The sequence below is a fragment of the Bradyrhizobium pachyrhizi genome, from assembly GCF_029714545.1.
GTDB classification, from domain to species: Bacteria; Pseudomonadota; Alphaproteobacteria; order Rhizobiales; family Xanthobacteraceae; genus Bradyrhizobium; species Bradyrhizobium pachyrhizi.
Map to the genome: position 1 here is coordinate 2,453,708 of NZ_CP121667.1, position 18,310 is coordinate 2,472,017.

The following is an 18,310-nucleotide window of genomic DNA, read 5'->3' on the forward strand; positions in this document are numbered from 1 at the left end:
ACCAATGACCTTCGACCACGACATCAAGGCGACCGTTCGCACCATCCCGGACTACCCGAAGAAGGGCATCCTGTTTCGCGACATCACGACGCTGCTGGCGGATGCGAGGGCCTTCCGTCGTGCGGTCGACGAGCTGGTGCATCCCTGGGCGGGGGCGAAGGTCGACAAGGTCGCCGGCATCGAGGCCCGCGGCTTCATCCTCGGCGGCGCGGTGGCGCATCAGCTCTCCGCCGGCTTTGTGCCGATCCGCAAGAAGGGCAAGCTGCCGCACACCACGGTGCGGATCGCCTATTCGCTGGAATACGGCATCGACGAGATGGAGATGCATGCCGACGCCGTGCAGCCCGGCGAGCGCGTGATCCTGGTCGACGATCTGATCGCGACCGGCGGCACTGCGGAGGGCGCGGTGAAGCTGCTGCGCCAGATCGGCGCCAATGTGGTCGCTGCCTGCTTCATCGTCGACCTGCCCGACCTCGGCGGCGCGGCCAAGCTGCGCGCGATGGACGTTCCGGTGCGCACGCTGATGGCGTTCGAGGGACATTGATCTCTTAGCCTCGCCCCGCGTGCGGGGAGAGGCCGGATCGCATCGAAGATGCGATCCGGGTGAGGGGGACTCTCCGCGCACTCCAATCTCGGTCGAATTTGCGGAACCAGCCCCTCACCCCGACCCTCTCCCCGCAAGAGCGGGGCGAGGGAGCAGAGTTATCCCCGCTGCAGCAGCATGCTCAATTCGAGATCGCGGAACGTCGTGTAATTCCGCCGGATCCATTGATGCAGCTCGGTCGATGAATCCTTTTCCTGGCGCAGATAGCCGGTGAAGGAGAAGTTCAGCCGGTCGATATAGGTCTTCAGGAACACCGGCAGCGCGCGGAAGCGCAGCACCCGGCTGCCGGTCATGACCGGCAGCAGCTCGCCGCGCACCACGAACTCGTTGTCGATGACGATCAGCGCATTCGGCGGGATCGTGCCGAGCAGCGTCTGGTAGCCGCGCACCGAGGCGCGGTCGGTATCGGCGACGTACAGGATCACGGGTGAGACGCGGCGGCGCAGCGCCTCCTTCATCAGCCCGATCTCGTCGCACATTTTGAAGAATTCGTCGAACGCGTGGTAGCCGAGGTCGATCACCTTGCCGATGCCGTCATTGACGATGACGCGGTCCATCAGCTGCATCTTGCCGTAGGTGTCGATGACGTCTGCGGTTTCGGTGATCCGCGGCAGATAGTCGAGCAGCGATGGCTCCTTCAGATTGATGTCGTAGCAGACCACGTCGCCGTTCTTGAGCAACAGGAATTCGCCGAGCAGCCGCGCGATCAGCGTCTTGCCGACCTGCGGGCGGGGCGAGCAGATGATGTAAACGGGCGTGGATGACATCGCCCGCTATATCAGGCCAAATTTTCGCCTAATCCAGCCCCATCAAGGTCGAAGGTCCGACTATTTTTCGCCTTTGGCCGACTTGGCGCCGACGAGGTCGGTCAGCTTGATCCGGTCGTACTCGCTCCAGACATTGGCGAGCCAGTGCCGGACATAGCCGCGCAGCACGAAGGAGTAGTTGGCGGCGTCGTCGTTGATGCCCTTGTTGGCGACGAATTTCAGGAACGGAACCGAGGAGACCTCGACCTGTTCATAGGCCATTTCGTTGAGCTTCGGGATGGTCAGGTCCACGGCATCCTTGATGCGGTGGAAGTAGGAATTGTAGGTCGCCTGGTCCCACTGGAAGAACTGGGTGTCGTTGATGAAGTTCTTCACCAGGAAATATTTCGCGCCGCTCATGAAGTTGGCAGTTTCGGCGATCTCGTCCAGCGAGGCGATCGACGGGCCGAGGATATGGAACACGGCGAAGGTGATCTGGCCGGAGCGCGCCGCGTCGAGGAAGCCGATATCGCGCAGCGAGGCCAGCGCGGGTGACAGCAGGCCGGCGCGAACGTCGATCACGGTGACCGAGGGCCCCGAGTTCAGCGTATCGAAGATCTTCATCTGGTCCGCGGTCGTCGTCATGTCGACGATCTCGGTGATGTCAGGATGGAAGCGCTTCAGCGTACCGCGTGGCGATTCGGTGTCGAACGCCCGGGTCTGCACGTTATTGGCACTGAAATAGTCCAGGAGCGTCCGCGAGACGGTGGTCTTGCCGACCCCGCCCTTGTCGGCACCCACCACAATCACAACCGGCTTTGCCATGGAAGTCCCTTAAAGCGCGCTCCCGATCGCGATGGCGATCGGCAAGTCCCCACACTGCTTTGGGCGCGAACATGGCAGAAACGAGGGAGAATTCAATTCCTTAAGGCGCCCACGATCGGTTTGGTGGGAATTTCCTTAATGGACTGAGTAAGCTAGGGCCATGATCCGGAAGAATGCGCAGCCGATTTTCCGAGGCAATCATGGTCAAATCAAACCGCTAAAGCGGTCAGCGGCGCGGGCCCCAAGGGCCCTGGAGCGGACCTTGTAGCGGACCAAACGGTCCCTGCCTGGGAGTTGTGCCCGGAAGCGGCGGCGGATTGTTCGGCTGCGCCGGCGGCGTATCGCCCCATGGGCCATGGGTCGCCGGCGGAGGCTGGTCGCCTGCCGCGGACGGCTCATCCTGCGGCTCCGTCTCGTCCGACAGCGCCAGCGGTCCGGGATCGTGGCCGCCGGCATATTTCACCAGGGCATCGACCCGGGACTTCACCGAGGGATGGGTGGCGAACAGGTCGGCAAACCCCTCGCGCGGATTGTCGACGCAGAGTTCCATCACCGCCGAGGTGGCGTCCGGCAGCTCGCCGCGGTTCTCGATCTTGCGCAGCGCCGAGATCATCGCGTCGGGGTTCTTGGTCAACTCCACCGATCCGGCATCGGCGAGGAATTCGCGCGAGCGCGACAGCGCGAGCTTGACCACTTGCGACAGCAGCCAGGCCAGCACGATCAGCGCGACCGCGATGATGATCACGATGATCGCGCCGCCGCCCGAGCCCTTGCTGTCGCGGTCCGAGGAGGATGACGAGGAGCGAGAGGATGAAGACGACCAGCCGCCTCCGCCGCCGCTCGAGTTCCACGACAGGTTTGTGAACAGGCGGAAGAACAACTCGCCGAAGAAGCCGACCACGCCGGCGATGATCACGGCGATCACCATCAGCTGCACGTCGCCGTTCTTGATATGGGTGAGCTCGTGGCCGAGCACGGCCTCGATCTCCTTATCGTTCAGCGCCTTCAACAGGCCAGTGGTGACGGTGATGGCGTATTGGCTCCGGTTCAGTCCGGTCGCGAACGCATTCAGCGCCAGGCTGTCCATCACCTTCAGCTTCGGCATCGGGATGCCGCGCGAGATGCAGAGATTTTCCAGGAGATTGTAGAGCCGCGGCTCTTGCTGCCGCGTCACGCTCTCGCCGCCGGTGACGGCATCGATCATCTTCTGGTGGAAGAAATAGGCGATCACGATCCAGGCCGCTGCCGCGATCGTCGCCCACGGGAAGGCCGAGACCAGGTCGCGCGAGGCCCGCGTCAGGTAATAGTCGACGGTGCGGCCGCTATCGATCATCACCTCCGCGACCAGCGCGCCGGCATAGACCAGCACGTAGATCAGCAGGAACAGGCCGGCAAGCAGCAGCATCGAACGAAACTTGTTCGACGCGATATGCGTGTAGAGACCATAGGCGGCCATGGTGCGCGTCCGCTTCCACCGTCATTCCGGGGCACGTGGCACGCGCGAACCCGGAATCTCGAGATTAGTGAGTGAGATGAGATTCCGGGTTCGATGCGTTGCATCGCCCCGGAATGACCGAAGGGGCGTCATCTCGAAGGAAGTAATCAGAACTTCACGCTCGGCGCCGCCTCGACCTCCGTGCGGCTGGCGCCGAGGTCGAAGAAATCCTTGCGCGTGAAGCCGAACATGCCGGCGAACAGCGCGGCCGGCATCTGCTGGATGCCGGTGTTGTATTCTTGGACCGCGTTGTTGAAGAAGCGACGGCTGGCGGCGATCTTGTTCTCGAGATCGGACAGCTCCGAGGCGAGTTGCTGGAAATTGGCGTTGGCCTTGAGGTCCGGATAGGCCTCCGACAGCGCGATCAGCCGGCCGAGCGCGCCGGAGAGCTGGTTCTCCGCCGCCGAGACCTGGGCCGGACCCTGCGCCGACATCGCCGAATTGCGCGCCTTGATGACGTCGTCGAGCGTGCCGCGCTCATGCGCGGCATAGCCCTTCACCGTTTCGACCAGGTTCGGGATCAGGTCGTGACGCTGCTTGAGCTGCACGTCGATGTCGGCAAAGGCCTGTCCGACCCGCTGGCTGAGCGCCACGAGGCGGTTGTAAGCGCCGAATGCAAACAGCATGAGAAGCACGATGACGCCGATAACGATCCAGCTGGTCGACATGACGGGGCAGCTCCTGATGGACGAGACGGCGGCACCGTAGCCCAAGATCGGGGCGCAGGGCAGCCCGCCGCGGAAAGGTGGGCAAGCGTTAGTCGGTGATGGCCGCAAATTAGTTCAATATCGTCGTCCCGGCGAAGGCCGGCAACTGTTATGTCGGCTTGGTCTGCAGGTAGGGCTTTCTGTCGCGCATCATGGCGTTGAGGACCGTTAGGAGCTTCCTGGCGACGGCAATGAGAGCGAGCTTGGCTGGTTTGCCGACCTGTCGCAGCCGCGCGTAGAAGGCCTTGAATGGATCGGCCCGACGAACCGCGTTCAGAGCCGCCATATAGAGGGCGTCACGAACGCGCTTTCGGCCGCCGGCGATCTTGCGTTTTCCACGGAAGGCGCCGCTGTCGACGTTGAAGGGGGCAAGGCCCGCGAGCGCGGCGATCTGCTTCGCTCCAACATGTCCAAGTTCCGGCATCTTCGCGATCAGCTGCATGCAAGCCACGGGACCCACGCCCGGCAGTGAGCGCATCAACCGCGCATCGTCCGCGATCTCCGGCTCGGCCTTGGTCAATGCGTTGATATCGGCCTCGATCTCGGCGATCTCGCCATCGAGAACCTCAATGAGCCGACTGATCCGTTCGGCCATGGCGCGGTCGTCGGCCTCGCTGCGCCGGTTCTTCTCCTGCGCGCGCATGAGAACCAGTTGGTCCCGCCGTTTTGCAAGCCCTGCCAAAGCGTTGCGGGCGGGATTGGCGGCCCGCTCGGCTGCCGGCTGCATGACCCGGCCAAAGGCCGCCAGCATCCGTGCATCGATCGGATCGGTTTTGGCAAGTTGGCCGCTGGCCCGCGCAAAATCGCGAGCTCGAGCCGGATTGATCCGAGCGAAGCGGACACCGGCCTGGCTTAGGGCCTCGCGAAGCGCGAGGTCATAGGCGCCCGTGGCCTCGAAGACGACCAGCGCATCGCATCGCCAACGCGCCACCTGCTGTGTGATGGCCTGTGCCGCGTTGGCGATGCGCCTGGACACGCCGTCAGCTTCATCAAAGATATCGAGATGCTTCTTGGAGACGTCGATTCCGACATAACGAGGGGGTATGATCACGGTGCCTGTCCCTGTGATGCGAGGTCTGTTGGCGCAGCCTCGTGCAACTGTTCAGGTTGGTAATGGAACGGGCGGGAGGCCGAGCCGGCTCACGGCGTCAAGCGCCAAGGACCCAACGGCTTCCCGCCCAACCCATCCTGACAGACTTCCAAGACACAGGGACCCATACGCCGCGGCCCGCGGAAGGGGCGCAAGCGGCGACGACTTCACTCGCAACAAACCTCGGTGGTTATGGGTCCCGGCCTTCGCCGGGACGACGCAAGTAACTAGACCGCATCGCCCCAGCGCCAGTGCCGCGCGCGGGCGTAATCGCCCTTGGCTCGGCGCGGCACTCTGGCGACCGTGACGCCTTCGGGTGTGCACAGCTTGGCCGCGATCTCGACCTTGCCGAGATCCGGCTGCGCCAGCACGCGGGACAGGCGCGCTGCGGCCTTGGTGCGGCTCAGCGCGACATAGGCGAAGCGCTCGTCCTCGAACGGGACGTTGGCGCCCTTGAGCTGCTTGTGCGCGCGGGAGCGTTGCAGGCGCTGCGAGAAATGGCACCAGTCGGGCGCGACCAGCGGACAGCCGCCGTCATGCGGGCAGGGGGCAACGACATGCGCACCCGCAGCGATCAATCGCGCGCGGAGTGTGATGATCCGCGCATAGCCGGCGGGCGTGCCGGGCTCGACGACCAGCAGCGTGTCGCTGGTTTTCGACCACAGCGCATCGGCCAGCGCCCCGCGCTCCGCGTCGCCGAGCTCGCCGATCATGTAGCTGGCGACGACGAGGTCGGCGGGCTCGGCCTTGTCGAGCAGGGCACGCGCCTGGCCGAGTTCGTAGCTGATGTCATGCAGGCGAATGCTGCCGTGAAACAGCCCCTCGGCGAGCGTCCGCAACGCGCCGTTGGCATCAAGCGGATTGAAGTCCCGCAGCGACGCGAACGCTTCCGCGGCGGCCCAGGTCGCGGTGCCCGGGCCGGCGCCGACATCGAGCAGGCGCGCCGGCGCGAAGTCCGGCCTGATCTCGGTCAGCGCATTGAGACATGCCACGACCGCAGCATAGGTCGCCGGCATCCGCGCCAGCGCATAGGCTAGCGCATCGGTCTCGGTCCTGATCGTCGAGGAGCCGCCGCCTTCGCGATAGGTCTGCGAGATCACCGCCGCGCGGCCGGCGGCGTCGCTGCGCGACAGGCCTTCGAGCCTGGCGTTGAGGGCTGCTCTGAGTTCGGCGGGGAGGTCGGGTGAGGTCATGGCTCGCCGTCATTTGCACGTCATTCCGGCGCGATGCGCAGCATCGAACCTCAGGGGCGCAATTGCGCCCCTGGGGAATCTCGAGATTCCGGATATGGTCTTTCGGACCATTCCGGAATGACGGCATTTAATCGTTACGCCACGTTCTGGTCGAGGATGTCGACCGCGCCCTGCAGGTCGACCGACACCAGCTGCGACACGCCGCGCTCGGCCATGGTGACACCGAACAGCCGGTTCATCCGCGCCATCGTGATCGGATTGTGCGTGATGATGATGAAGCGCGTCTCGGTCGAGCCGGTCATCTCGTTCAGCAGGGTGCAGAACCGTTCGACGTTGTGGTCGTCGAGCGGCGCGTCGACCTCGTCCAGCACGCAGATCGGCGACGGGTTGGTCAGGAACACCGCGAAGATCAGCGCGAGCGCCGTCAGCGCCTGCTCACCGCCCGAGAGCAGCGAGAGCGTCTGCGGCTTCTTGCCGGGCGGCTTGGCGATGATCTCGAGGCCGGCCTCGAGCGGATCGTCGCTCTCGATCAGATGCAGTGCGGCCTCGCCACCGCCGAACAGCTCGGTGAACAGCCGCTTGAAGTGGTTGTTGACGGTCTCGAACGAGGTCAGCAGGCGCTCGCGCGCCTCGCGGTTGAGGCTCTGGATGCCCTGCCGCAGCCGCTTGATCGCTTCGACGAGATCGTCGCGTTCGGTGGTCAGTGCGGTGTGCTGGGTCTCGACTTCCTTGAGCTCTTCCTCGGCGCGCAAATTGACGGCACCGAGCCGCTCGCGGTCGCGGCGCAGCTTTTCGAGCTCTTCCTCGACCTGCGCGACCGGCGGCAGCTCCTGGCCGGGTTCGATCTCGGCCATGCCGACGACCGCGCTGGGCTCGACCTCGAGCATGTCGTGGATCTCGCGCTCGATGTCGGCGAGGCGGCGGCGCGTGCCTTCCATACGCTCTTCGGCGCGCGCGGTAGCTTCGCGGGATGAGGACAGCGCTTCGAGCGAGGCCTTGGCGAGGCGATCGGTTTCCGCCATCGCGGCTTCCGCGGTCGCCAGCGCGTCGGCGGCGATGCGGCGATCGCCTTCGGCGTGCTCGATCTCCGTGATCAGCGCGCTGCGCTTCTCGGCGAAGACTTCGGGCGCGTTGGCGAGTTCCTCGCGCTCGGCCGACACCTCGGCGATGCGCGCCTCGACGGTCTCGACCTGCGAGGCGGCGCTTGTCTTGCGGTTCTGCCACTCATTGCGCTCGGCAACGATCGCCTGCACGCGGCGGTCGGCGAGCTCGGCCTCGCGGGCCAGCGCCTGCGCCTCGGCGCGGACTTGCGCCGCGGCCCGGCGCTGGTTGTCGATCTCGGCGCGAACCGCGGCGAGCTGGGCCTCGGTCTCGACACCCGGCGGCAGTTCGGCGAGCGCGGCAGCCGCGCTCTCATGCGCGGCTTCGGCCTCGGCGCGGTCGGCGGCGACGCGGCTGTGCGCCTCGGTCAGCGCCGATTTGCGGGCGGCGTGGCGGTTGATCTCGCGCTCGGTGGCGGCATGGCGTTCGCGCGCGGCGTCGGCCTCGCGGCGGGCGGCGCGGACGGCTTCGCGCGAGGCACCCTCGGCGGCGGCCGCCGAGCGCAGTTCCTCTTCAGCCGTCTCCAGCGCCTGGCGCTTGGCGGCGGCATCGATGCGAGCGTGTTCCAACTCGTGCTCGATGTCGACCAGACGGGCGCGTTCGGCAAGACGGCGGGCGGCGCCGGTCGGGGCATGCGCGTCGGCGACGAAGCCGTCCCAGCGCCAGACGTCGCCTTCGAGCGACACCAGCCGCTGGCCGGTCTTCAGCTGCGACACCAGCGCGGCGCCGCGTTCCTTGGCCACGACGCCGATCTGGGCCAGGCGGCGTGCCAATTCCGGCGGCGCCTGGACATGGTCGGCCAGCCGCTCGACGCCATCGGGCAGCGAAGGATCTTCGCCGGCCACGCCGATATTGGTCCACCGCATCGGCGCCGAGGAATCCACCGGCGCATCGAGGTCGTCGCCGAGCACGGCGCCGATCGCCTTCTCGTACCCCTTGGCGACGGTGATGCCGTCGATGATCGGTGGCCACAGATTCTTGGTCTCGCTGGTGACGAGCTTGGAGATGGTGCGGGCCTCGGTCTCGAGCCGCTGCACGCGCTTCTCCGCTTCGGTGAGCGGATTGCGCGAGGCTTCCAGCGTTTGCCGCGCGGCGGCGTGATGCGCCTCGCTGGTCTGCACGGCGGCCTCGGACTCGGCGAGCGTCTGCTGCGCCATCTCCATGGCGGCGGCCAGCGCGTCGATGTCGCCGAGATTGCCGGTCTCCTGCGCGAGCTTGGCTTCCTCGGCCTGGACGCTGGCGATCTCCTGATCGAGCCGCGCCAGCCTGTCGCGATGCGTGCGCACACCGGCTTCGAGCTGGTTGCGCTTGGCGGTGAGATCGGCGAGCTGCGTGGTCAGCTCGGAGAACTGACGCTCGGTCGCGGCCAGGATCTCCTCGGCCTCGGCGACGCGCTCGTCGACGCCGGAGCGCTTCTCGACGCGCGACTTGATCTCTTCCTTCAGCTCTGCATCTTCGGTGTCGAGCCGCTGCAGCGCGATGTCGGCATCGGAGGTCTGCTGCTGCTCGCGCGCGATGTCCTGGGCGAACTGGGTGAGGCGGCGATCGAGTTCGCCGACGCGCTCCTTGGCGCGCTGCTCCTCGCGGTCGAGCATCTCGCGCGCGTTGGTCAGGCGCTGCAGGCCGGCGGCGGCGCGCGCCTCGGCATCGCGCAGCGCCGGCAATTCGGCGGCGCGGATCGCCTGGATGCGGGCGGATTCGGCCTGCTCGCGGGTGCGCTCGGCCATCTCGCGTACGGAGATGTCATGGGTCTGCGCGGCGTCGTTGACGTCGGCATTGGCCTCGATCCAGCGCAGATGGAACAGCATGGCCTCGGACTTGCGCACCTTGGCCGCGACCTCGCGGTAGCGGATCGCCTGGCGCGCCTGCTTCTTCAGGCCTTCCATCTGGCCGGTGAGCTGGCCGATCACGTCCTCGACGCGGGTGAGGTTGGTTTCGGCCGCCTTCAGCCGCAGTTCCGCCTCGTGGCGGCGGGCATGCAGACCCGCCACGCCGGCGGCGTCTTCCAGCACGCGGCGGCGCTGCTCGGGCTTGGCCTGGATGATCTCGCCGATCTTGCCCTGGTGGACCAGCGCCGGCGAGCGCGCGCCGGTGGCGGCATCGGCGAACAGGATCTGCACATCTCTTGCACGGACATCGCGGCCGTTGATGCGGTAGACCGAGCCCGCCTCGCGCTCGATGCGGCGGGAGATTTCCAGGAGCTGGCTGTCGTTCACCGCAGCCGGCGCCGAGCGATCCGAATTGTCGATCGTCATCACGACTTCCGCGTGGTTGCGCGCCGGACGGTTGCCGGAACCGGCGAAGATCACCGCATCCATGTCGGCGGCACGCAGCGACTTGTGCGAGGTCTCGCCCATCGCCCAGCGCAACGCTTCGACGAGATTGGATTTGCCGCAGCCGTTCGGTCCGACGACGCCGGTCAGGCCCGGCTCGATCATGAAATCGGTGGGTTCAACGAACGACTTGAAACCGTGCAGGCGGAGGCGCGTGAGCTTCATGTACACAAATCTCGTTTGGCCGGGCGCGAATCTCCCTGCCGTGACAATACCATGGAAGGCAATGTCGGTGTGTGGGTGAGTTGCTGCGTGCAGCTCTCATGAGCGGCGACAATGGCGATGCGAGCGCGTGAGGGCAACCGCTTGAGCAAGCTTTTCCCAAGGGATTTGCAGGGTTTTATGGCCCTTGCATGTCCTCGACGATTCGCATCGTGCGAATTAAGTTTTCAACAACCAAATGATGCGACGGTCGCGTGCCGTGATCGCAAATCATCCACAATTATCGTGCCTCGACTCGAAGCGAGGCACAAAGACGTCAGGTTCGCGGGCTCCCGATCAGCTCTTCAGCAGCGGATCGATGTGCTTGCTGAACTCCTCGAACGAGGTCTCGCCCTTCAGCATCTCGCCGTTGACGAAGAAGGTCGGCGTCGAGTTCACCTTCAGCACCTCGTTGGCGTACTTCTGGTCTGCGGCGATCTTGTCGAGCAGCTTCTGATCCTTCAGGCAGTCCTCGACCTGCTGCTGGCTGAGGCCGGCCTGCTTGCCGATCCGCGTCAGCGTCTCGGTGGTGTTCTTGACCACCCAGTCGTTCTGCTGGCGGAATAGCAAATCGATCACGGCGAAGAACTTCGGCGCGTCGTCCTTGGCGATGCAGCGCGCCAGCATCGAGCCGGCGGCGGCCTTGATGTCGAGCGGGAATTCGCGGAACACGTAACGGACCTTGCCGGGGTCGATGTAGGTCGACTTGATCTTCGGGAACACTGTCTCGTTGAAATTGGCGCAGTGCGGGCAGGTCATCGAGGCGTACTCGATGATGGTTACCTTGGCGTCCTGCGGGCCGAGCCCCATGTCCGGCAGCGACTGCGGCTTGGCGACCTCGGCGGCAGTCTGCGCGAACGCGTCGGTGATCAGGCGCAGCGGCGACAGGCCGGCGAGGGCGGCGAGCCCGGTCAGCGAGAGAGCGGTGGTGAAAGCGCGGCGCGTGATGATCAAGGTCAGCTCCCGGATTGGCGCATTCACGCCACAATGAAGGGGTCCCGAAAAAGAAGCCTTCGCTAGCTTGAAACGGCCATTGTGGCAATGCCGCGGTCTCGCGACCGGCCTGCCGAAAAGCGTCAATTTCGCTTGATCGAGGCACCCAAACGGGCCAGCGCCGCGCGCAGATCGTCGTCCTCGACGGCCGCAAGGTTTGCCGCCTCCCGGGCCACGGTTTTGGCGTCCGGCGGGCGCGGCCGTACCGGGCGGCTGCGGCGCGAGAGCGGTGCCTGCCGGATGGTCAGGCGGCCGACCGCATGCCAGCCGAAGAAGCGGTTCACCCGCTCCAGGATGACGTCGGAGGAGTGCTGGATCTCCAGCGCCATCGGGCCTTCGACCCGCAGCACCAGCGTCGCCGGCTCCTGCGGCTGTCCCTCCACCGGCCGCGGCCATTGCATCTTCAGCGGCTCGCAATAGGCCGCGATCCGCTCGCCCGCGATCTCGGTCCAGCGCGTCACCAGTTCGCGCGCGGCAAAGCCCTGCTTGGCGTAGGCGTCGGTGAAGACGTCGCTGAGCAGGATCGACAGGGGCTTGGCGCTGATCGGGCCGGGTCTGGACATGGGAGGGTTATAGCAGTGGTGGTGATGTGGCTGAAACCGTGTTCATCATTGTGCCGGCGTTTCCGTGCCGGGCGAAGAAAAGACGTGGATGCCCGGGTCAAGCCCGGGCATGACATAGCGAGATGTGGCTAAGATACGTTCATGAGCTCTCGCGCGGCCGCCAAAATCAAATCGACCGATCAGCAGGCCGACCGCCCGGCGCGGCTGCTCGCCTGGTATGACCGGCATCGCCGGACACTGCCGTGGCGCGTAGTGGCGGGGGAGCGGGCCGATCCGTACCGCGTCTGGCTGTCGGAGATCATGCTGCAGCAGACCACGGTGCGGGCGGTCGGGCCTTATTTCGAGAAATTCATGTCGCGCTGGCCCGATGTGACCGCGCTTGGGCGTGCCTCGCTCGACGACGTCCTGAGGATGTGGGCCGGGCTCGGCTACTATTCGCGGGCGCGCAATTTGCACGCCTGCGCGGTCGCGGTGCTCAGCGAGCATGGCGGGGCCTTTCCGGACACCGAGGAGGGCCTGCGCGGGCTGCCCGGCATCGGGCCCTATACGGCGGCGGCGATCGCCGCGATCGCCTTCGACCGCTGCACCATGCCGGTGGACGGCAACATCGAGCGCGTGGTCAGTCGGCTCTACGCCATCGAGGAGGCGCTGCCGCAGGCCAAGCCGCAGATCAAGGAGATGGCGGCGACATTGCTCGGCCCGTCCCGCGCCGGCGACAGTGCTCAGGCGCTGATGGATTTGGGCGCGACGATCTGCACGCCGAAGAAGCCGGCCTGCGCATTGTGCCCGCTGAACGACGATTGCACGGCGCGCACGCGCGGCGACCAGGAAACGTTCCCGCGCAAGGCACCGAAGAAGAGCGGCATCTTGCGCCGCGGCGCGGCCTTCGTGGTGACGCGCGGCGGCGAGCTCCTGGTGCGCTCGCGCCCGGAAAAAGGCCTGCTCGGCGGCATGACCGAGGTGCCGGGATCGCAATGGCTGGCCGGGCAGGAGGACGCGGCGGCACTGGCGCAGGCGCCGGAATTGAAGGGCGTCACGCACTGGCACCGCAAGGCGGGCGTCGTCAGCCACGTGTTCACACACTTCCCGCTCGAGCTCGTTGTGTATGCGGCCAGTGTTCCGTCACGGACCCGTGCGTCGGAGGGGATGCGCTGGGTGCCGATCGGGACGCTGGACGGCGAGGCGTTTCCGAACGTGATGCGCAAGGTTGTCGCACATGGGCTCGATCTCTGACGATGCGATGAATCACATCATCGGCTCATTTTTTTGAGCATGAACTTTTCGGAAAACCGGTTCCCACTTTTCCGGATCATGCTCCGACCTGCTGACACCATGCTGGCAGCAGGGCTTCGCTATTACCTCCGGAAACCGGAGGCCGCCATGATCGCAACCGCACTCGACCGCATTCCGATGCCGCCCGTCGCAAAGCTACTGGGTTGGCGCGTGGTCGACGCCCGTCCGCAGGAGGGCTGGATCAGGATCGTGTTCGACGGCAAGCCGGATTTTTGCAATCCGGCCGGCTTCATCCAGGGCGGCATGCTCTCGGCAATGCTCGACGATACGATGGGGCCGGCGGTGTTCGTGATGACCGAGGGCCGGCTCTTCACCACGACCATCACGATGACCGTGAATTTCCTGGCGCCGGCAAAACCGGGGCCGATCACCGGCGAGGCGACGGTGACCCAGCTCGGCAAGACCATCGCCTTCGTCGAGGGGAAGCTGATCGCCGTCGGCGGCACACTGCTCGCCACCGCAAGCAGCAGCATCCGCCTGGTGGAGGCGGCGCGCGCGCTGCGGTGAAGCCGCGCCCGCATTGGTAAGTCTGTCATGCTGAGGTGCGAGCGGAGCGAGCCTCACCAGCCGGGCCGTTCATCCTTCGAGACGCCGCTTCGCGGCTCCTCAGGTGACGGTGATAGATAGTGCGCCGCGCTACAACTTAGCCCGCCCGCTGCACGATCGGCGGCTTAGCGTTCAGTCCCTCGACCTGGAAACCGGCGACGCGCTTGTAGTTGGCGGCGATGTCTTCCAGCTCCTGCTGCGACAGCACGTCGGTGACGACGTTGAAGCCATCAGGCGCGCGCTCCTCGACCAGCTGCATCACCTGCTCCGGGCCGTTGCGGCGGTTCAGCATCACGAGGTCCGTGGTCGCGGGCCGCCGTTCGGCCTCATAGGCGGCGAGCGCCGCCTGGGTCGGGCCACGCGCCAGGATCTCGCGCGTCAGCACGCGCGCATCCAGGATCGCCTGCGAGGCGCCGTTGGAGCCGATCGGATACATCGGATGCGCGGCGTCGCCCATCAGCGTGACGCGGCCGAACGTCCATTGCGGGATCGGATCGCGATCGACCAGCGGATATTCGTAGGCGTGCGGACAGTTCCGGATCAGGCCGGGCACGTCGAGCCAGTCGAAATTCCAGCTCTCGAACCACGGCAGGAACTCGTCGAGCTTTGCGGTCCGGTTGTAGTCCTCGCGGCGCCATTGATAGGTCGGCGGCATGTGTCGCTCGGCGACCCAGTTGATGTCGAACTTGCCGTCGGGGCCGGCCTCCTTCGAGATCGGGTAGCAGACGAATTTCAGGATCTCATGGCCGGCCATGATCATGGTGCGTCCGGTCAGGAAGGCATCGCCGCGGGTGATGCCGCGCCACAGGATGCGGCCGTTCCAGATCGGCGGCCCCTCCTGCGGATAGAGCTTCTCGCGCACCACCGAATGGATGCCGTCGGCGGCGATCAGCACCGCGCCGTCATAGCTGCCGGCGGACTTGCCGGTAGCGCGGTCGATGAAGTCGGCGCGGATGCCGTCGGCGGTCTCGGTCCAGCCGGTGAGGTGATGGCTGGTGAGGATGTTTTCAGCGCCGAGCCGTTCGGTCGCGGCATCGACCAGCAGCTGTTGCAGCCGGCCGCGATGGATCGAGAATTGCGGCCATTTGTAGCCGGCCTCGAGCCCGCGCGGCTCGCTCCAGATCGGCTTGCCGTGCTTGGAGAAATAGGCGAGCTCGCGGGTGCGCACTGCTGAAGCGTCGAGCACATCGTGCAGGCCGAGTTCGATCAGTTCGCGCACCGCATGCGGCAGCACGTTGATGCCGACGCCGAGCGGCCGCAGCTCGGGCACGCTCTCGAAGACGCGGGCCGGCACGCCGATCTGGTGCAAGCTGAGCGCCAGCGTCAGCCCGCCAATTCCGCCGCCTGCAATGAGCACAGTCATGAAAAATCCCCTCGATTGGCCATGGTCATCGCACGACGGCACCGCCGCGGGCAAGCTCCGCGGCGCGCGGGGTGGACGGCAAAGGGGGCTGCCGCTAACCTCCGTTGCATCCCATAAAAAGCCAGGGCCGGGTTCAGAGCGAGCCGACAAGGCCCGGAGAGGACAACGACATGCTCAAGCTCTATTTTGCCCCCGGCACCTGCGCGCTCGCGTCTCACATCGCGCTGGCCGAGGCCGGCGCTCCCTACACGACCGAGAAGATCGACTTCAAGACCAACCAGCAGAACAGCCCGGAATACCTGAAGATCAATCCGAAGGGCCGCGTGCCCACTTTGGTGACCGATCGCGGCGTGCTGACCGAGACGCCGGCGATGCTGGCCTACATCGCGCAGACCTTTCCGCAGGCGAAGCTCGCGCCCCACGACGCCTTCGAATTCGCCAGGCTGCAGGCCTTCAACTCCTATTTGTGCTCCACGGTGCATATCTGCCACGCCCACAAGATGCGCGGTGCGCGCTGGGCGACGCAGGAGACTTCGTTCGCCGACATGAAGGCGATGGTCCCGAAGACCATGGGCGCCTGTTTCAACCTGATCGAGCGCGACATGCTGAAGGGCCCGTGGGTGATGGGCGAGAACTACACCGTCGGCGACGCCTATCTCTACACGCTGACCCTCTGGCTCGACGGCGACGGCGTCGATATCGCAACGCTGCCCAAGGTGAAGGCGCATTGCGCTGCGATGGAGAGCCGCCCGGCGGTGCAGAAGGTGCTGGCGGAGCAGAGGGCGTAAGCGCGGAGGACAGGGCGGAAGCCAAGAACTCGCTGTCGTCACGGCGCAAGCCGGGACGACGCGGGGATAGAGTGCGCCGCTACACCTTCCCCGTCTCCAACTCGCGTCCGGTCTCCAGCATCAGCTTGCGCAGCCACAGCGAGCCCGGGTCCATCTGCGCGCGCGTCGGATAGAACATGTGCTGCTCGTCGATTCCGGGATCGAGCGGCGGCGTCACCGTCATCAGCGACAATTGCGTTGACAGCGCCGAGATCAGCCGGCGCGGCACGAAGGCGACGAGGTCGGTGCGCGCGGTGACGTGCAGCGCCTCGATATAGCCCGGCACCACCAGCGTGATCCGCCGCTCGATGCCCTTGGCGCGCAGCCAGGTGTCGATCAGGTCCTCGTTCTGGCCGCGGATGATCACGGCGACATGGCGTGCGGCGAGGAACGCCTCGCGCTTCTTCAGCTTCGTGCCGGCGGGGTGGCCGCGGCGCACCGCGAGTGCATCGCTGTCGGTGTAGAGCCGCTGGCGGTGAAAGCCCTTGAAGGAGTCGCCGATCGAGATCACGAGATCGATGGTGCGGGCGAATTCGGGCGTGAAGATCGCAGGTCCCCGCCACGGCACTACGTCGATGGTGACGTTCGGCGCGATCAGCGTCACCTTTTCCATCAGCGACGGCATCAGGAGCTCGACCGCGAGGTCGGGCATCATCAGGCGAAAGTGCCGGTCGCTGCGCGCGGCGTCGAAATCGTCGGAGACGAACAGCGCACGCACCTGGTCGAGCGCATGGGCCAGCGGCGAGCGCAGCGCCTGCGCCCGCGGCGTCAGCTCCATCCGCGCGCCGGTGCGCACCAAAAGCGGATCGCCGATCAGGTCGCGCAGCCGCTGCAGCGCGTGGCTGGTCGCCGGCTGCGACAGATTGAGCCGCATCGCGGCGCGGCTGACATTGGCTTCGCGCAGCAGGGCGTCGAGCGCGACCAGCAGATTGAGGTCAAGCGAATTCAAATTCATCGGGTGAATATATATCATACCACCTATCGATTGGAAGAATGCGCGCAGGCGCCGCAGGATTGCGGGCAAGGCATTTTTCACGCGAGCCGAAGACCGCATCGCGTGAGGAAACGTCTGAAATCAGGGTCTATCAATCGCAAGGAGACGCGCCATGAGCGCAGCCGACAACAAGAAACTGGTGCAGGAGATGTTCGTGATCGCAGGCAGTCCCGATCCTGCGGTGCGCGAGAACTCGCTGTTCATGACAACGCTTGCCGACGACGCGATCTGGACCGTGACCGGGCAATATTCCTGGTCGCGTACCTTCACCGGCAAGCAGTCGATCATCAACGATCTGCACGGCCATGTCCGCTCGAAACTGGTCGAGCGCGGCCGCACCGTCGCCCATCGCATCATCGCCGACGGCGACATCGTCGTGATCGAGGCCAAGGGCGACAACCTCACCAAGCAAGGTCAGCGCTACGACAACGACTACTGCCTGGTGTTCCGCTTCGATGGCGGTCGGATCAAGGAGGTACGGGAATATTGTGACTCGGTCCTGACCGAGAGGGCGCTCGGCGCGTTTCCTGCGTAGCGGCGCGCCGCCAATGGGCGGCACAAACGAAGACGGCGCCCATCCGGGCGCCGTCGTCTTGCCGTCTTGTGGATTGGCTTACGCCACCTTGGACTTGAGGTGGCCGAACATGATGTCGCGCGCCGCGTCATCCATCTCGGCCTTGAAGGTGTGCTTGTCCTTCAGCGCGATCGCGCGCGCCGCCGCCGGCCGCGCCGAGATCTCGTCGACCAGCCGCTTGACGTTCGGATATTTGGCGTAGCCTTCCTCGCCGAGGATGAACGCCGCCATCCGCGCCCAGCCCCAGAACGCCATGTCGACGATCGTGTAGCTGTCGCCGACCATGTAGCGCTGTTTCGCCAGGTGATCGTCGAGGATCTTGTAATGGCGGTGCGCCTCGTACTGGTAGCGGTTGTTGGCGTAGTCGAGATCCTTCGGCGCGAAGTGCTTGAAGTGCACGGCCTGGCCGGAATAGGGGCCGAGGCCGGTCGCGATGAACATCAGCCAGGACAGCGTCGCGGCGCGGTTGGCCGGCGTATTGGCGGGCAGGAACTTGCCGTGCTCCTCGGCGAGGTAGAGCAGGATCGCGTTCGAGTCGAACACCAGCACGCCGTCATCGTCGATCGCCGGCACCTTGCCGTTCGGGTTGACCTTCAGGAATTCCGGCGCGAACTGCTCGCCTTTGCGGGTGTCGACCGGGATCGCCTCGAACGGCAGGCCGGACTCTTCCAGGAACAGCGCGACCTTGTTCGGGTTCGGCGCACCGTTGAAATAGAATTTGATCATGAAGGGACTCCCTTGGTTCTTGTAGCCGGCGAGATCGGGATGCGGCGGGGAAGGCCGCAGACGATCCCCTCATGCGCAAATTTCGCTGCGCTGCGCAAGCGACGAGTTTGTGAATCAGGGTCGCGTGGCGCGCTGG

17 protein-coding genes are annotated in these 18,310 nt (G+C 65.7%); 5 read left to right on the forward strand and 12 right to left on the reverse strand.

The features are described from left to right. Nucleotides 1–4 precede the first annotated feature (4 nt). Nucleotides 5–544 carry an adenine phosphoribosyltransferase gene (locus QA639_RS11250; RefSeq protein ID WP_018273383.1) on the forward strand — a complete coding sequence of 180 codons (540 nt, stop codon included), beginning with the start codon at nucleotides 5–7 and terminating at the stop codon, nucleotides 542–544. A gap of 158 nt (nucleotides 545–702) precedes the next feature. Here the strand turns inward: QA639_RS11250 and QA639_RS11255 are convergent, their stop codons facing one another. From QA639_RS11255 to QA639_RS11295, 9 genes are all read right to left on the reverse strand, one after another. Next, on the reverse strand, nucleotides 703–1,371 hold the full coding sequence (locus QA639_RS11255; RefSeq protein ID WP_157340477.1) for a P-loop NTPase family protein: 669 nt from the start codon (nucleotides 1,369–1,371) through the stop codon (nucleotides 703–705). A gap of 60 nt (nucleotides 1,372–1,431) precedes the next feature. Then, nucleotides 1,432–2,175, reverse strand: a complete 744-nt coding sequence (locus tag QA639_RS11260) for a P-loop NTPase family protein (RefSeq protein WP_016839706.1) — start codon at nucleotides 2,173–2,175, stop codon at nucleotides 1,432–1,434. A 226-nt stretch (nucleotides 2,176–2,401) separates the two neighbouring features. Then, the gene (locus tag QA639_RS11265; protein ID WP_028333176.1) at nucleotides 2,402–3,631 is read right to left on the reverse strand and encodes a M48 family metallopeptidase; all 1,230 of its coding nucleotides are present in this window, start codon (nucleotides 3,629–3,631) and stop codon (nucleotides 2,402–2,404) included. A 146-nt stretch (nucleotides 3,632–3,777) separates the two neighbouring features. Next, nucleotides 3,778–4,338, reverse strand: a complete 561-nt coding sequence (locus tag QA639_RS11270; protein WP_028333175.1) for a LemA family protein — start codon at nucleotides 4,336–4,338, stop codon at nucleotides 3,778–3,780. Between the two features lie 148 nt (nucleotides 4,339–4,486). Further along, a complete protein-coding gene (locus QA639_RS11275; RefSeq protein ID WP_283089771.1) occupies nucleotides 4,487–5,428 on the reverse strand; it encodes an IS110 family RNA-guided transposase in 942 nt (313 codons plus the stop codon). Nucleotides 5,429–5,694: 266 nt separating this feature from the next. Then, nucleotides 5,695–6,660: a small ribosomal subunit Rsm22 family protein gene (locus tag QA639_RS11280; protein ID WP_283089772.1), complete on the reverse strand. Its 966-nt coding sequence runs from the start codon at nucleotides 6,658–6,660 to the stop codon at nucleotides 5,695–5,697. A 134-nt stretch (nucleotides 6,661–6,794) separates the two neighbouring features. After that, entirely contained in the window at nucleotides 6,795–10,259 is a 3,465-nt protein-coding gene (gene smc / locus QA639_RS11285) for a chromosome segregation protein SMC (RefSeq protein ID WP_283089773.1), read from the reverse strand. A 333-nt stretch (nucleotides 10,260–10,592) separates the two neighbouring features. After that, nucleotides 10,593–11,249: a DsbA family protein gene (locus tag QA639_RS11290; RefSeq protein ID WP_026193256.1), complete on the reverse strand. Its 657-nt coding sequence runs from the start codon at nucleotides 11,247–11,249 to the stop codon at nucleotides 10,593–10,595. Nucleotides 11,250–11,371: 122 nt separating this feature from the next. Beyond that, complete coding sequence (locus QA639_RS11295) at nucleotides 11,372–11,851, reverse strand: DUF721 domain-containing protein (RefSeq protein WP_028334785.1); 480 nt, start codon at nucleotides 11,849–11,851, stop codon at nucleotides 11,372–11,374. A 141-nt stretch (nucleotides 11,852–11,992) separates the two neighbouring features. On the opposite strand from QA639_RS11295, the gene mutY reads away from it, so the two are divergent. After that, nucleotides 11,993–13,084, forward strand: coding sequence for an A/G-specific adenine glycosylase (gene mutY, locus QA639_RS11300; protein ID WP_283089774.1), 1,092 nt, complete (start codon nucleotides 11,993–11,995; stop codon nucleotides 13,082–13,084). A 147-nt stretch (nucleotides 13,085–13,231) separates the two neighbouring features. Next, a complete protein-coding gene (locus QA639_RS11305; RefSeq protein ID WP_283089775.1) occupies nucleotides 13,232–13,651 on the forward strand; it encodes a PaaI family thioesterase in 420 nt (139 codons plus the stop codon). A 136-nt stretch (nucleotides 13,652–13,787) separates the two neighbouring features. On the opposite strand, the gene QA639_RS11310 is transcribed toward QA639_RS11305, so the two are convergent. Beyond that, on the reverse strand, nucleotides 13,788–15,053 hold the full coding sequence (locus tag QA639_RS11310; RefSeq protein ID WP_028334788.1) for a flavin-dependent oxidoreductase: 1,266 nt from the start codon (nucleotides 15,051–15,053) through the stop codon (nucleotides 13,788–13,790). A 170-nt stretch (nucleotides 15,054–15,223) separates the two neighbouring features. Between QA639_RS11310 and QA639_RS11315 the strand changes: the two genes are divergently transcribed. Further along, nucleotides 15,224–15,841 (forward strand): glutathione S-transferase family protein, encoded by a 618-nt coding sequence (locus QA639_RS11315; protein ID WP_283089776.1) that lies wholly within the window; start codon nucleotides 15,224–15,226, stop codon nucleotides 15,839–15,841. 79 nt (nucleotides 15,842–15,920) lie between these two features. Here the strand turns inward: QA639_RS11315 and QA639_RS11320 are convergent, their stop codons facing one another. Next, nucleotides 15,921–16,835: a LysR family transcriptional regulator gene (locus QA639_RS11320; protein ID WP_283089777.1), complete on the reverse strand. Its 915-nt coding sequence runs from the start codon at nucleotides 16,833–16,835 to the stop codon at nucleotides 15,921–15,923. Nucleotides 16,836–16,986: 151 nt separating this feature from the next. Between QA639_RS11320 and QA639_RS11325 the strand changes: the two genes are divergently transcribed. Next, the gene (locus QA639_RS11325) at nucleotides 16,987–17,409 is read left to right on the forward strand and encodes a nuclear transport factor 2 family protein (RefSeq protein ID WP_283089778.1); all 423 of its coding nucleotides are present in this window, start codon (nucleotides 16,987–16,989) and stop codon (nucleotides 17,407–17,409) included. 78 nt (nucleotides 17,410–17,487) lie between these two features. On the opposite strand, the gene QA639_RS11330 is transcribed toward QA639_RS11325, so the two are convergent. Further along, nucleotides 17,488–18,174, reverse strand: a complete 687-nt coding sequence (locus QA639_RS11330) for a glutathione S-transferase family protein (RefSeq protein ID WP_028334792.1) — start codon at nucleotides 18,172–18,174, stop codon at nucleotides 17,488–17,490. Nucleotides 18,175–18,310 lie beyond the last annotated feature (136 nt).

What these genes read in the sequence shown, in the direction of transcription:
- QA639_RS11305 (WP_283089775.1), top strand. Translation starts at nt 13,232, where the DNA reads ATGATCGCAACCGCACTCGACCGCATTCCGATGCCGCCCGTCGCAAAG.
- QA639_RS11310 (WP_028334788.1), bottom strand. Translation starts at nt 15,053, where the DNA reads ATGACTGTGCTCATTGCAGGCGGCGGAATTGGCGGGCTGACGCTGGCG.
- mutY (WP_283089774.1), top strand. Translation starts at nt 11,993, where the DNA reads ATGAGCTCTCGCGCGGCCGCCAAAATCAAATCGACCGATCAGCAGGCC.
- QA639_RS11280 (WP_283089772.1), bottom strand. Translation starts at nt 6,660, where the DNA reads ATGACCTCACCCGACCTCCCCGCCGAACTCAGAGCAGCCCTCAACGCC.
- QA639_RS11250 (WP_018273383.1), top strand. Translation starts at nt 5, where the DNA reads ATGACCTTCGACCACGACATCAAGGCGACCGTTCGCACCATCCCGGAC.
- QA639_RS11330 (WP_028334792.1), bottom strand. Translation starts at nt 18,174, where the DNA reads ATGATCAAATTCTATTTCAACGGTGCGCCGAACCCGAACAAGGTCGCG.
- QA639_RS11315 (WP_283089776.1), top strand. Translation starts at nt 15,224, where the DNA reads ATGCTCAAGCTCTATTTTGCCCCCGGCACCTGCGCGCTCGCGTCTCAC.
- QA639_RS11265 (WP_028333176.1), bottom strand. Translation starts at nt 3,631, where the DNA reads ATGGCCGCCTATGGTCTCTACACGCATATCGCGTCGAACAAGTTTCGT.
- QA639_RS11325 (WP_283089778.1), top strand. Translation starts at nt 16,987, where the DNA reads ATGAGCGCAGCCGACAACAAGAAACTGGTGCAGGAGATGTTCGTGATC.
- QA639_RS11320 (WP_283089777.1), bottom strand. Translation starts at nt 16,835, where the DNA reads ATGAATTTGAATTCGCTTGACCTCAATCTGCTGGTCGCGCTCGACGCC.
- QA639_RS11295 (WP_028334785.1), bottom strand. Translation starts at nt 11,851, where the DNA reads ATGTCCAGACCCGGCCCGATCAGCGCCAAGCCCCTGTCGATCCTGCTC.
- QA639_RS11255 (WP_157340477.1), bottom strand. Translation starts at nt 1,371, where the DNA reads ATGTCATCCACGCCCGTTTACATCATCTGCTCGCCCCGCCCGCAGGTC.
- QA639_RS11260 (WP_016839706.1), bottom strand. Translation starts at nt 2,175, where the DNA reads ATGGCAAAGCCGGTTGTGATTGTGGTGGGTGCCGACAAGGGCGGGGTC.
- QA639_RS11270 (WP_028333175.1), bottom strand. Translation starts at nt 4,338, where the DNA reads ATGTCGACCAGCTGGATCGTTATCGGCGTCATCGTGCTTCTCATGCTG.
- smc (WP_283089773.1), bottom strand. Translation starts at nt 10,259, where the DNA reads ATGAAGCTCACGCGCCTCCGCCTGCACGGTTTCAAGTCGTTCGTTGAA.